Below are 12,735 nucleotides of genomic sequence, written 5' to 3'. Positions count from 1 at the left end.
ATGAAACTAAAGACCACATTGTTCGGCAATGTTTATCAGTTTAAGGATGTAAAAGAGGTACTGGCGAAAGCCAATGAACTGCGTTCGGGCGATGTACTGGCGGGGGTTGCTGCGGAAAGTTCGCAGCAGCGCGTGGCGGCGAAGCAGGTACTGTCCGATATGACCGTTGCCGATATCCGTAATCACCCGGTTATCCCCTATGAAGAGGACTGCGTCACGCGTCTGATTCAGGATGACGTCAATGAGACCGCCTATCAACGGATTAAGAACTGGGCCATCAGCGATCTGCGCGAATACATACTGAATGACGAAGTGACCAGCGACGATATTGCCTTTATCCGCAAAGGACTGACCTCGGAAGTAGTGGCTGCCGTTGCCAAAATTTGTTCCAACGCCGATCTAATCTACGGCGGCAAGAAGATGCCGGTTGTCAAAAAGGCCAATACCACAATTGGTCTGCCCGGCACATTCAGCTGTCGTTTGCAGCCCAATGACACGCGCGATGATGTGCAGAGCATCGCCGCACAAATCTACGAAGGTCTCTCTTTTGGCGCCGGTGATGCGGTGATCGGTGTTAACCCGGTGACCGATGACGTGGAGAACTTAAGTCGGGTGCTGGACACCGTATATGGCGTTATCGACAAGTTCAATATTCCGACTCAGGGCTGTGTGCTGGCGCACGTCACCACCCAGATCGAAGCCATTCGTCGCGGTGCGCCGGGCGGACTGATTTTCCAGAGCATTTGCGGCAGCGAAAAAGGCTTAAAAGAGTTTGGCGTGGAGCTGGCGATGCTGGATGAGGCCCGTGCGGTCGGCGCGGAGTTTAACCGTATTGCCGGAGAGAACTGCCTCTATTTCGAAACCGGGCAGGGGTCCGCGCTTTCAGCTGGCGCTAACTTTGGCGCCGATCAGGTAACGATGGAAGCACGTAACTACGGTCTGGCCCGGCACTACGATCCCTTTCTGGTGAATACCGTGGTGGGCTTTATCGGGCCGGAGTATCTCTACAACGATCGGCAGATTATTCGCGCCGGTCTGGAAGACCACTTTATGGGCAAGCTCAGCGGTATCTCTATGGGCTGTGATTGCTGCTACACCAACCACGCCGACGCCGATCAGAATCTCAATGAGAACTTGATGATCCTGCTCGCGAGTGCCGGTTGCAACTACATCATGGGCATGCCGCTCGGCGACGACATCATGCTCAACTATCAGACCACCGCGTTCCATGATACAGCGACCGTCAGGCAGTTACTGAATCTGCGTCCGTCGCCGGAGTTTGAACGCTGGCTGGAAACCATGGGCATTATGGCAAACGGTCGCCTGACCAAACGGGCCGGCGACCCGTCACTGTTCTTCTGAAGACGCGGAGATGACACCTGATGGATCAAAAACAAATTGAAGAAATTGTACGTGGCGTTCTGGCGTCAATGGAACAGCCGCAGGTATCCACGCCGCTGGCGGCAGAGAAATGCGCTGCGATGCAAGGTGCTGTACCCGCGGAGGTAGAGAGCTGCGTTCTGGATTTAGGTTCCACGGAAGCTAAAGCCTGGATTGGCGTTGAGGATCCGCATCGTGCCGATGTGTTGACCGAGTTACGCCGGAGTACTGCCGCACGCGTGTGTACTGGCCGCGCCGGTCCGCGTCCGCGCACCCAGGCGTTGCTGCGCTTCCTCGCCGATCACTCCCGTTCAAAAGACACAGTGCTAAAAGAGGTGCCGCAGGCGTGGGTAGAGGCACAGGGCTTGCTGGAAGTGCGTTCAGAAATCAGTGACAAAAACCTGTATCTGACCCGCCCGGATATGGGCCGTCGCCTGAGTCAGGAGGCCATCGAGGCCCTGAGGACTCAGTGCCTGATGAGCCCGGATGTTCAGGTGGTCGTTTCTGATGGTCTGTCTACTGATGCTGTTACTGCCAACTATGAAGAGATCCTGCCGCCGTTGCTGGCGGGGTTGCAACAGGCCGGGCTGAAAGTAGGCACACCGTTCTTTGTACGCTATGGGCGCGTCAAGATTGAAGACCAGATTGGCGAAATTCTTAGTGCCAAAGTGGTGATCCTGTTGGTCGGTGAGCGTCCGGGCCTGGGGCAGTCGGAAAGTCTTTCCTGCTACGCAGTGTATTCACCACGCGTGGCAACAACGGTTGAGGCTGACAGAACCTGTATTTCGAATATTCACCAGGGGGGCACGCCGCCGGTTGAAGCGGCTGCTGTCATTGTCGATTTGGCGAAACGGATGCTGGAGCAGAAAACCTCCGGCATCAATATGACCCGTTAAGGAGGCATTTATGCCAGCACTGGATTTAATTCGACCTTCGGTCACCGCAATGCGCGTGATTGCCTCCGTGAACGACGGCTTCGCCCGCGAGCTTAAATTACCCTCGCACATACGTAGCCTGGGGCTTATCACGGCAGACTCTGATGATGTGGCCTATATTGCCGCAGATGAAGCGACAAAACAGGCGATGGTAGAAGTGGTGTATGGCCGCTCACTCTATGCCGGGGCGGCTCACGGGCCGTCACCGACAGCCGGTGAAGTGCTGATTATGTTAGGTGGTCCGAACCCGGCGGAAGTTCGAGCCGGTCTGGATGCGATGGTTGCCGGCATTGAAAGCGGCGCGGCGTTCCAGTGGGCCAGCGATGCGCAAGATACAGCGTTCCTCGCCCATGTGGTTTCGCGTACCGGTTCGTATCTGTCGTCTACCGCCGGTTGCGCATTGGGCGATCCGATCGCCTATCTGGTGGCGCCGCCGCTGGAAGCGACATTTGGCATTGATGCCGCGATGAAATCGGCTGATGTACAACTGGTGACTTACGTGCCGCCGCCGTCGGAAACCAACTATTCAGCGGCCTTCCTGACAGGGAGTCAGGCCGCTTGCAAAGCAGCCTGTAACGCGTTTGCCGATGCAGTTGTGGATATTGCCCGTAATCCTGTACAGCGCGCGTAGAGGAGGAGTTCATGATCAATGCTCTGGGACTACTTGAAGTGGAGGGGATGGTTGCCGCAGTTGATGCCGCAGATGCCATGCTCAAAGCGGCTAATGTGCGTTTGCTCAGTCATGAAGTGCTCGATCCCGGCATGCTGACGCTGGTGGTGGAGGGGGATCTGGCGGCGTGTCGGGCGGCACTGGATGCAGGAAGCGCCGCAGCGCAGCGTACCGGCCATGTGATTGGCCGCAAGGAAATTGGCCGACCGGAGGACGATACCCAATGGCTGATCGGCGGTTTTAAACGGCTCTCAAAACAGCCTGAAAAGACGCCGGACGAACCCATTACGTCCGGGACGGAACAAGCGTTACTGGCGCATCTGGCAACAATGCCTCAGGGAATGACCGCAGGGGAGGTCGCTGCACATTTTGGCTGGCCTCTCGCCAAAGCCAGAAAGGCCCTGGAGCTGCACTTTTCTGCCGGGACGTTGCGTAAGCGCAACAGTCGCTATCGTCTCAGGACCCTATAACCTGCCGGAGGTGTCGGGGGTTCAGGGAAGCACCCGACAAAAAGATCATGAAAAAGACACGTACAGCAGATTTACATCATCTTTATCATGAAGTATCAGCCGCAGACGTTAAACTGACGCCGAAGGTTGAGGTGGAGCCGGTTCATCAGCGACGGACAACGGATGTTTATGAACACGCTTTAACGATCACCGCCTGGCAGCAGATCTATGATCAACTGCATCCGGGACAGTTTCAGGGGGAGTTCACGGAAATCCTGTTGGATGATATCCAGGTATTTCGTGAGTACACCGGTCTTGCGTTGCGCCAGTCTTGCCTGGTCTGGCCGAACTCGTTCTGGTTTGGCATTCCGACGTCCTGCGGTGAGCAGGGATTTATCGGTTCGCAGTGTCTTGGCAACGCGGAGATAGCGACCCGGCCTGGTGGCACCGAATTTGAATTGAGTACACCGGATGATTACACCATCCTTGGCATTGTTATCTCTGAAGATGTGATCTCCCGGCAGGCAAACTTCTTACATAACCCGGAAAGGGTACTGCATATGTTGCGTAATCAGTCGGCGCTGGAGGTTAAAGAGCAGCATAAAGCAGCATTGTGGGCCTTCGTCCAGCAGGCGCTGGCGACCTTTAGTGAGGATCCACAAAGCCTTCATCAAGCCGTCGTGCGCAAAATGCTTGGCGATAATCTGCTGTTGGCCATGGGTGAAATGCTGGAAGAAGCGCGACCGTTGATGACCGCAGAAAGCATTAGCCATCAGACCTATCGTCGGTTACAGTCGCGCGCTCGCGAATATGTGCTGGAAAATATGTCAGAGCCGCTGACGGTACTCGATTTGTGTAATCAACTGCATGTCAGCCGGCGTACCCTGCAAAATGCGTTTCATGCAATTTCAGGTATTGGACCTAACGCGTGGTTAAAACGGATCCGTTTGAATGCGGTGCGTCGTGAACTGATAAGCCCATGGTCGCAAAACGCAACGGTGAAAGATGCTGCGCTGCAGTGGGGGTTCTGGCATTTGGGACAATTTGCTACTGATTATCAGCAACTGTTTGCCGAGAAACCCTCTCTGACGTTGCACCAGCGAATGCGCAGGTGGACATAATAGTCAACGGGACGTCGCCTCGTTGAGTGTCCGGAATCTGAAGGGGCGTGCAGGTCAATGCTCAGCCCTGTTCGTCGCCCATCGGTAATGGCCAGCCGCCAAGGCGTTTCCAGCGGTTAACGATTTCACAGAACAGCAGGGCGGTTTGTTCCGTGTCGTAAAGGGCGGAGTGCGCCTGAGAGGCGTCAAAATCAAGACCCGCCGTCGCACAGGCTTTCGACAGTACGGTTTGCCCCAGCGCAAGGCCGCTTAATGATGCGGTGTCAAAGGTGACGAAAGGGTGGAACGGATTACGCTTAAGCGAAGTACGCTCTGCCGCCGCCATCATAAAGCTGTGATCGAAGGTGGCATTGTGGGCCACCATAATCGCGCGGTTGCAATTCCTGTCCTTAATCCCTTTGCGCACCATCTTGAAGATGGCGTGCAGTGCGTCGTATTCACTGACGGCACCGCGCAGCGGGTTACCCGGATCGATACCGTTGAACGCCAGCGCCTCCGGTTGCAGATTTGCCCCTTCAAAAGGCTCAACGTGAAAGTGCAGTGTACTGTCAGGCATCAGCCAGCCGTCAGGATCCATTTTCAATGTGATTGCAGCAACTTCCAGCAACGCATCCGTTCTGGCGTTAAACCCGGCGGTTTCAACATCAATAACAACAGGGTAAAAACCGCGAAAGCGGTCGCACAGACCAGTAAGTTGAGCGTTATCGGACATCTGAATCTCTTGATATGGGAAAATGGCAGCGCATTATGGCAAATTTTACGAAGGGATGTAAAACGACGGGCGCCTGGAAGCGCCCGTAAAGATCAATTACCCAGACCCCGGCCTGCATCTTTGGCTTCAATCAATTCCACTTTATAACCGTCAGGATCTTCGATAAAAGCAATCACTGTGGTGCCACCTTTTACCGGGCCTGCTTCGCGGGTCACGTTGCCGCCGTTCTGACGAATACGCTCGCAGGCTTCGGCTGCGTTATCCACTTCCAGTGCGATATGGCCGTAAGCGGTACCCAGCTCATATTTTTCCACGCCCCAGTTATAGGTCAGTTCCAGTACCGCCGTTTCTGATTCAGGGCCGTAACCGACAAACGCCAGCGAGTATTTATACTCCGGGTTTTCACTGGTGCGCAGTAACGACATACCCATCACATTGGTATAAAAATCAATGGAACGTTGCAGATCGGTAACGCGGAGCATGGTGTGAAGAAAGCGCATAATATCCTCTTTTGCGTAAGTGAATTCTCATTCGAAACAGAGTTTTAGTATAGCGGCGGATCCTTGCCGCTATCAATGATGGGATTATAAAGTAGGGTAGTCGGTATAACCTTCCGCGCCACCGCCATAGAAACTTTCCGGGCGCTGCGGATTGAGTTCTGCTTTGTGCCGGAGACGTTCAACCAGATCCGGGTTGGCAATATAGTCACGACCAAAGGCTACGGCATCGATCAGGCCTTTGCCGATCAGATCTTCGGCTTTATCGAGGGTGTAAGCCCCCGCGCCGATAATCGGGCCGTGGAAACGTTCACGCACCTTCTGGCGGAAGGCTTCAGTGTAAGGCTGACCGACTGCCCAGTCCGGCTCGGACATATGCAGATAAGCAATACCGCGTTTGCCCAGCTCTTCAATCAGATACAATGCATCGGCTTCTTCATTCGGGCCGTTATCGGTGTTCTGGAATGAGCCAATCGGCGATACACGAATACCAATGCGATCGGCGCCCCAGGCCGCACTCACCGCATCCACCACTTCCAGCACCAGGCGAGCCCGGTTTTCGACGCTGCCGCCATACTGGTCGGTACGCTGGTTGGCTGAAGGTGAAAGGAACTGGTGCAGCAGGTAGCCGTGCGCAGAATGCAGTTCCACTAAATCAAAACCGGCGTCACGGGCGTTGATAACCGCCTGGCGGAAATCATTCACAATTCCCGGGATTTCTTCCGTTTCCAGCGCCCGCGGAACAGAGGTGTCTTCGCGGGTTGGGTTGCCGTTGGCATCGCGCAGCGAGGTACGGGTTCCGGCAGCAATGGCTGATGGGGCAACCGGTGCCTGACCGCCTGGCTGCAAGGTGTGATGAGAAATACGCCCGGTGTGCCATAACTGAACGGCAATACGCCCGTCTTCAGCGTGTACCGCATCGGTGATTTTTTTCCAGGCCGCAATTTGCTCCGGGCTGTGCAGGCCAGGTGCTCCGGCATAGCCTTTTGCCTGAGCGGAGATCTGGGTGGCTTCACTGATGATCAGGCCCGAACTTGCGCGCTGGCGGTAATATTCAGCCATCAGCGGCGTCGGGATATCGCCGGGTTCAATGCTGCGTAAGCGCGTTAAAGGCGCCATAAAGACGCGGTTCGGAACGGTAATGGCGCCCACTTTCAGCGGGGTAAACACGTTGCTGGACATAAACTCTCCTGAATAGACCGGTCGACTAGTGAAGTGTGAAATAAAAACGCCTGTCAGACAGGCGCTGCAATAATGGTTTGCACATGAGCCAGCGCGCTTTCCAGCGGAACGGCACTGCGCGAAATCTTGGACTGTAAATTAGCCCCCAGCCACTGGGCGTACAGAACCTGAGCCTGGGTCTGAGCATCACCCGGAAACGTCAGACAGCCTGCGGTCCGACCTTGTTCCAGCGCCTGAGCCAGCAGAACGATAATCTGACTGGCGCCCTTATCCATGGCGCTACGCATGTCTTCGGACAGATCGCAGACTTCAGCCGACAGTTTAACCGTCAGGCAACCGCTGATAATGCCCTGCTCGCGAAACTGTACCAAGGGGTGGCGATAATAGGCCAGCAGACGATCCCGGTAATTCCCTTCGCCACTGGAAAAAAGCGTCGCTAAGTGCTGGTGATAACCGGCATAGTGACGTTCCAGTAAGGCCACGCCAAAGGCCTCTTTTGAGCGAAAGTAGTGATAGAAGGAACCCTTAGGCACTTCTGCCGTCTTCAGCAGTTCGCTCAGGCCCATACCGGTAAAGCCGCGATGCATGCAAAGTTGCTCGCCGGTGGCAAGGAGATGTTCTCGGGTATCGTGTTCGCTATTTCTGCTCATGGGAAAGCACTGTACTAGACCGATCGGTCGGGAGCAAGTCGCAATTGATGCGCTTAACCGACTTGCAGGTTGCAGGCAGAACGTCTTCAATAGAAGTACAGCGCTGATAAAGAGGGTGTGACGTGCCAGAACAACTGGAGTTTTTTCCCGTTCAAAGCCCGTGCCGGGGAATATGCCAGTCAGACGAACGGGGGTTTTGCCGTGGTTGCATGCGCAGCCGTGAAGAGCGTTTTAACTGGCAAAACCTGAGCGATGTCCAAAAGCAGGAGGTGCTGCGCCTGTGCCGCCAGCGTTTACTGCGCAAATTACGGGCAAATAAAGCTCTGCCTCCCGAAGAACCTCAGCAACCTTCACTTTTTTGACGCCATAATTGCGTATACTCGTCGCAAATTATTAATGAGGAAGTGGTTATGGTTCAGCGAATTACTCTTGCGCCGCAGGGGCCGACGTTCTCCCGTTTCGTCATGGGCTACTGGCGTTTAATGGACTGGAATATGTCCCCACGTCAGCTGGCAAGTTTTATTGAAGAGCATCTCGATCTCGGGGTTACAACGGTTGATCATGCGGATATTTATGGCGGATATCAGTGTGAGGCAGCCTTTGGCGAAGCGTTAAAACTGGCGCCTGCGCTACGCAGTCGCATGGAGATTGTCACCAAATGCGGGATTGCGACCACCGCCCGTAAAGAGCATGCCCTGGGCCAGTATATTACCGACCGCGGTCATATTATTGCCAGCGCCGAACAGTCGCTGGTCAACCTGGCGACCGATCATCTTGATCTGCTGCTGATCCATCGTCCTGATCCCTTAATGGATGCCGATGAGGTAGCTGAAGCATTTTTGCATCTGCACCAGAGCGGAAAAGTCAGCCATTTTGGCGTCTCCAACTTTACGCCAGCCCAGTTTTCCCTGCTGCAATCGCGGCTGCCGTTCACTCTGGCAACCAACCAGGTGGAACTCTCGCCGGTGCATCAGCCTCTGTTGCTCGACGGCACGCTTGACCAGCTTCAGCAACTGCGTATTCGCCCTATGGCCTGGTCGTGTCTCGGTGGCGGGCGTCTGTTTAACGACGCGCAATTCCAGCCGTTGCGTGACGAGCTGGCCCAGGTCGGCCAGGAACTGAACGCCCGCAGCATCGAACAGGTGGTTTACGCCTGGGTAATGCGCCTGCCATCGCAACCCCTGCCGATTATTGGGTCGGGTAAAATAGAGCGCGTACGCGCGGCGCTGGAAGCGGAAGGACTTAATATGACGCGTCAGCAGTGGTTCCGTATTCGCAAAGCCGCACTGGGTTATGACGTGCCCTGACAGACTCTGGTGATAATGGCCTCAGCGGGGCGGGTTTTCAATCGACCCCGCAGTGGGTGCCAGTTCCAGCTGTGACAGGGCGCAGTGCAGGCGCCAGATAACGGAGGCCAGTTCCCGGGCTGCGGGTTGAGGATGTCGGGCCAGTACATCGCAAATACGCTGGAGTTCCGCCAGGGTAACCGCCAGAGGGCGCAACTGAACGCCCCGTTCACTCATTACATTACGCAACAGACCAAGACAGATATCGCGAACCTGACTCAGCGGATCGGATCGCGCATCCCATTTGCGCAACTGCCAGACCACATGAGAACAATTGAGCAATACCACGCCCCAGCGCAATAACCATCTGCGAGCCAGCGCGTCCTGACTGTTACTCAACAGACTGATGTGGTGATAGACCACGGATTCAAACTGGTGCTCGCTGCGTGACGGCCGACGGCTGAGCTGATCGACAAACTCCCTGCGCAACGTGCGGATCTGTCTGCGGCTTTTGCGGGCGTCGGAACCGGGTCGCAGGACGGCAAACGCGAGCCATGAGAGGGCGACCCCAAGAATTTTGGCGACATCGTCATTGAGATACTCTGCCAGGTCGTACACCGGGGGATTGGTCACCGAAATAAAGGATCCCATAAACACAATCAGCTGCCCCCAAAGTCCGGCCTGGCTGGGCATGCGTAATTTGAACAACTGCATGGTGGTAAGCAAAGGGAACAGGAACAGCAGAAAAAGCCACAACTCGCTGATTTGCACCATCAGGCCAAATTTCACCACAAAGCTGAACAGGCTCAACAAAAACAGCGTGCGTAGCAGCAGGGTAAGGGAGCGGAAAGGGGCTGGCGAGACGGAGTAGAGCACACAGCTAATGGCCGCCAGCGTCAGGGCCTCTGAGCCGGACTCCCATTGGGCTGTAATTGTCCATGCGCCGAGCAGACTCAAGGCGCAAAAACTGCGTAGTCCGCTCCACAGGGCCTCGGTGTTATCGGTATAACGTGTCAGGGCGGCGCGACGGGGCAGGTTGTACTCCGTCTCCGGGGATGCATTCTCGACCCGGGCCAGCCAACGGCTGCTGTTGAGGTAGAGACGGCAAAAATAGCGTAAGCGCTGCCAGAATGCCTGATGCCGGTAATTCTGCGGATCGACAGGCGCCAGCGGGGCGATAACCCGTGCGATAGTGTAAAAATCGGCCCCAGGGCTGGAAAGCGACGCCACCAGTGATTCGATAACGGCACGGGTATTGGCCGGGGCATCGGGCCAGTTGACCAGCAGGCGTCTCAGACTTGAAATGGTACTGGTCAGACGTAATTGCTGGTGGAGCAGGTAGTTGAGTAACGAATTCTGCCGACGAAAGCGGTAATGGCTCCAGAAAGCCTGAATGCGCAGGATATTCATTGTGAGGATCTGCCCAATCACATTTTCATGTGCGGTGCGGATAGCATCAGTGGTCTCAGGTTGCCAAAGCAGACTGGCATGTTCCAGCAGGCGGGCATGCATTTTCTTTAATGCGGTCAACAAGGTTGTGCCATCGGAGGTGCTGGGCAAAATCATCATCATCATGCCGCCGCACAGGATCCCCAGCATGACTTCGCAGACGCGAGCCTGGGCTATTTCCCAGAGTTCGCTGGTATCGGTGATATTGACCACCGGGAAGGCGATAATGGCTGCCGTGTACCCAGCGAGCTGAAACGTATAGGCGACATTATTGCTAAACTGCGCGCAGGCCCAGGTACACAGACCAATCCAGCCAGCCATGGTCAGCAAAAACAACCAGGGATCGTTAAGGGTATGTCCGGCGATGATCAGCGCCGCGCAGGCGCCCATCAGGCTGCCTGCTATTCTGCCGAAACTTTTACTGATAACCCCGCCGACGGTAGGAAAACTGACGACCGCAGCTGAAGTCATCGCCCAGTAAGGCTCATCCAGGTCGAGATAATAGGCCACGCTCAGGGCCAGGCACATTGCCAGCGTATTGCGTATTGCATAGCGCCACTGGCCCGATGTTGCGCCAGACCAGGGGAAAGGAAGCAGCTCTTTCACGCTTATTGCCCAACAGAGACGGTACAGGTGGTGCCTGAAACCAGCGTGATATCTGCCGGGATGGCATCAAACTGAATACGTACCGGGACGCGCTGCGCCAGGCGAACCCAGGGCACATTGGGTTTAATATCCGCGACGAGTCCACTGTCCGTTTCGACGCTCTGGTCGTAAATGGCGCGCCCGATACTGGAAACGTGACCCTGTAACGTGATATTTCCGCTATATAACACAATCTTAGCGCTGTCGCCTTCGCGAATATGCCGCAGTTTTGTCTCTTCGAAATAGCCCACCACATAAAATGAATGGCTGTCGACGAGGGCGAACACCGGCTGTCCGGCGGTTGCATAATTGCCGGTACGGGCAGAGAGGTTAGTGACCCAGCCATCAACCGGCGATTTGACGGTGGTCTGTTCCCGCTGCCACTGGGCCTGTTCAAGCTGGGCCTGTGCGACGGCGACACTCGCCTGCATGGCTTTGACATTGATGTTGGCGGTGTCGAGATCTTCGGCGGAGATATAACCCTGGGACAGATGACGGCGACGGTTGGCTTCGTTACTGGCTTTGGAGAGATCGGCCTGCGCCCGCGCGAGCTGGGCTTTGGCATTTAGCACCGCAATCTCATAAGGGGGTTCGTCAATACGGAACAGCACCTCGCCCGCTTTGACAAACTGGTTATCCTTTATATGTAACGCCGTGATGCTCCCTGAAACCTGCGGCGTAATACTGACCTGTTCCGCGCGCACTTTGCCATCCCGCGTCCACGGGGATTGCATATAGAAATTCCACAGCCACCACCCGGCGACTATCGCCACGGCAAGCACCAGTAAGGTCGAGAAATATTTTAAAGATTTTAACATCATAATCACCAGGCTATCAGCAGGGCGAGGGAGAGGCCAACCGCAATAACGAACAGAGAAAGATCCATCAAAATGGGGTGCCAGATATCGCCGGCATACATCCAGTCACGCAAAATCCGGTGGGCGATGAGCCACAGCAGAAAACCCAGCAGCACGGCTTTGAACAAGGGTGGGAAATAGACCGATGCGCCAAAAATCAGGTCCTGGAGAGGCAATGCCGGGGAGTGGTGGTTCAGGGTCACGAGTTTCGTCCTTAAAAGCATCGCCAGTGATATGAACCGCGCAATGCATTTGTTTTAGCAATATAAATGCTGCACACTATTCTAAAATCAGTATAATAACTTAGCAAGCTAATTATAAGGAGATGAAATTGGAATCGCCATTAGGTTCTGATCTGGCACGTTTAGTGCGCATCTGGCGTGCATTAATTGACCATCGCCTGAAACCTCTGGAATTGACGCAAACGCATTGGGTAACGCTGCATAACATTCACCAGCTGCCACCCGATCAGTCGCAAATTCAACTGGCAAAAGCGATTGGCATTGAGCAGCCTTCGCTGGTGCGCACTTTGGACCAACTGGAAGAGAAAGGCCTTATTTCTCGCCAGACGTGTGCTAACGATCGCCGCGCAAAGCGGATCAAATTGACGGAAAAAGCGGACCCGATCATCGAAGAAATGGAAACGGTGATCAAGAAAACCCGGGGCGAAATTCTTTCGGGTATTTCAGCGGACGAGCTGGAACTGTTGATTGGTCTGATTTCACGGCTTGAACAAAATATCAATGAACTACAGTCGAAAGACTGAGTTGCAAAAAGCCTTGTAAATACAAGGCTCAGATTGCTGACGAACCCCACGTTTTTCGCGGGGTTTTGTTTTTGTAGCGACCGCAGGTCGCGATCGCGATATTTTCCTGTCTTTCTGCCCCGGCTTTTCTACTGCG

At 54.9% G+C, this 12,735-nt stretch carries 15 protein-coding genes; 8 read left to right on the top strand and 7 right to left on the bottom strand.

The window, feature by feature from the left end:
- From eutB to eutR, 5 genes are read left to right on the top strand one after another with little or no spacing between them, the layout of a single operon-like run.
- The gene (gene eutB / locus ACSZO4_RS11930; protein ID WP_437889162.1) at positions 1-1,362 is read left to right on the top strand and encodes an ethanolamine ammonia-lyase subunit alpha; all 1,362 of its coding nucleotides are present in this window, start codon (positions 1-3) and stop codon (positions 1,360-1,362) included.
- A 20-nt stretch (positions 1,363-1,382) separates the two neighbouring features.
- A complete protein-coding gene (gene eutC, locus ACSZO4_RS11925; RefSeq protein ID WP_437889161.1) occupies positions 1,383-2,276 on the top strand; it encodes an ethanolamine ammonia-lyase subunit EutC in 894 nt (297 codons plus the stop codon).
- 10 nt (positions 2,277-2,286) lie between these two features.
- Complete coding sequence (gene eutL / locus ACSZO4_RS11920; RefSeq protein ID WP_437889159.1) at positions 2,287-2,946, top strand: ethanolamine utilization microcompartment protein EutL; 660 nt, start codon at positions 2,287-2,289, stop codon at positions 2,944-2,946.
- 11 nt (positions 2,947-2,957) lie between these two features.
- Positions 2,958-3,455: an ethanolamine utilization microcompartment protein EutK gene (gene eutK, locus ACSZO4_RS11915; RefSeq protein WP_437889158.1), complete on the top strand. Its 498-nt coding sequence runs from the start codon at positions 2,958-2,960 to the stop codon at positions 3,453-3,455.
- A gap of 47 nt (positions 3,456-3,502) precedes the next feature.
- Positions 3,503-4,555, top strand: a complete 1,053-nt coding sequence (gene eutR / locus ACSZO4_RS11910; protein WP_437889156.1) for an HTH-type transcriptional regulator EutR — start codon at positions 3,503-3,505, stop codon at positions 4,553-4,555.
- 61 nt (positions 4,556-4,616) lie between these two features.
- Here eutR and rnt read toward each other — a convergent pair whose 3' ends face one another.
- The 4 genes from rnt to ACSZO4_RS11890 all read right to left on the bottom strand — a co-directional run bounded on the left by rnt (position 4,617) and on the right by ACSZO4_RS11890 (position 7,596).
- The gene (rnt, locus tag ACSZO4_RS11905; protein WP_437889154.1) at positions 4,617-5,267 is read right to left on the bottom strand and encodes a ribonuclease T; all 651 of its coding nucleotides are present in this window, start codon (positions 5,265-5,267) and stop codon (positions 4,617-4,619) included.
- Positions 5,268-5,359: 92 nt separating this feature from the next.
- Positions 5,360-5,767, bottom strand: a complete 408-nt coding sequence (gene gloA, locus ACSZO4_RS11900; protein ID WP_437889153.1) for a lactoylglutathione lyase — start codon at positions 5,765-5,767, stop codon at positions 5,360-5,362.
- Positions 5,768-5,851: 84 nt separating this feature from the next.
- Entirely contained in the window at positions 5,852-6,946 is a 1,095-nt protein-coding gene (locus ACSZO4_RS11895) for an alkene reductase (protein ID WP_437889152.1), read from the bottom strand.
- Between the two features lie 53 nt (positions 6,947-6,999).
- Positions 7,000-7,596, bottom strand: coding sequence for a TetR/AcrR family transcriptional regulator (locus tag ACSZO4_RS11890; RefSeq protein ID WP_437889151.1), 597 nt, complete (start codon positions 7,594-7,596; stop codon positions 7,000-7,002).
- A 122-nt stretch (positions 7,597-7,718) separates the two neighbouring features.
- Between ACSZO4_RS11890 and ACSZO4_RS11885 the strand changes: the two genes are divergently transcribed.
- Positions 7,719-7,958 (top strand): DUF1289 domain-containing protein, encoded by a 240-nt coding sequence (locus ACSZO4_RS11885; protein WP_437889149.1) that lies wholly within the window; start codon positions 7,719-7,721, stop codon positions 7,956-7,958.
- Between the two features lie 48 nt (positions 7,959-8,006).
- Positions 8,007-8,903, top strand: a complete 897-nt coding sequence (locus ACSZO4_RS11880; RefSeq protein WP_437889148.1) for an aldo/keto reductase — start codon at positions 8,007-8,009, stop codon at positions 8,901-8,903.
- A 21-nt stretch (positions 8,904-8,924) separates the two neighbouring features.
- Here the strand turns inward: ACSZO4_RS11880 and ACSZO4_RS11875 are convergent, their stop codons facing one another.
- Genes ACSZO4_RS11875 through ACSZO4_RS11865 form a run of 3 tightly spaced genes read right to left on the bottom strand, consistent with a single transcriptional unit; the run spans position 8,925 to position 12,036 of the window.
- On the bottom strand, positions 8,925-10,937 hold the full coding sequence (locus ACSZO4_RS11875; RefSeq protein ID WP_437889147.1) for an FUSC family protein: 2,013 nt from the start codon (positions 10,935-10,937) through the stop codon (positions 8,925-8,927).
- Positions 10,938-10,939: 2 nt separating this feature from the next.
- Complete coding sequence (locus ACSZO4_RS11870; RefSeq protein ID WP_437889146.1) at positions 10,940-11,797, bottom strand: efflux RND transporter periplasmic adaptor subunit; 858 nt, start codon at positions 11,795-11,797, stop codon at positions 10,940-10,942.
- A 2-nt stretch (positions 11,798-11,799) separates the two neighbouring features.
- Positions 11,800-12,036: a DUF1656 domain-containing protein gene (locus ACSZO4_RS11865; RefSeq protein ID WP_437889145.1), complete on the bottom strand. Its 237-nt coding sequence runs from the start codon at positions 12,034-12,036 to the stop codon at positions 11,800-11,802.
- A 122-nt stretch (positions 12,037-12,158) separates the two neighbouring features.
- On the opposite strand from ACSZO4_RS11865, the gene slyA reads away from it, so the two are divergent.
- Positions 12,159-12,599 (top strand): transcriptional regulator SlyA, encoded by a 441-nt coding sequence (slyA, locus tag ACSZO4_RS11860; protein ID WP_437889144.1) that lies wholly within the window; start codon positions 12,159-12,161, stop codon positions 12,597-12,599.
- Positions 12,600-12,735: the final 136 nt, after the last annotated feature.

It is taken from the genome of Phytobacter sp. V91 (assembly GCF_965644225.1).
Taxonomy (GTDB): Bacteria; Pseudomonadota; Gammaproteobacteria; order Enterobacterales; family Enterobacteriaceae; genus CBFFRJ01.
The sequence above is the reverse complement of the archived record's forward strand: the minus strand, read 5'-3'. Positions and strand labels throughout refer to the sequence as shown.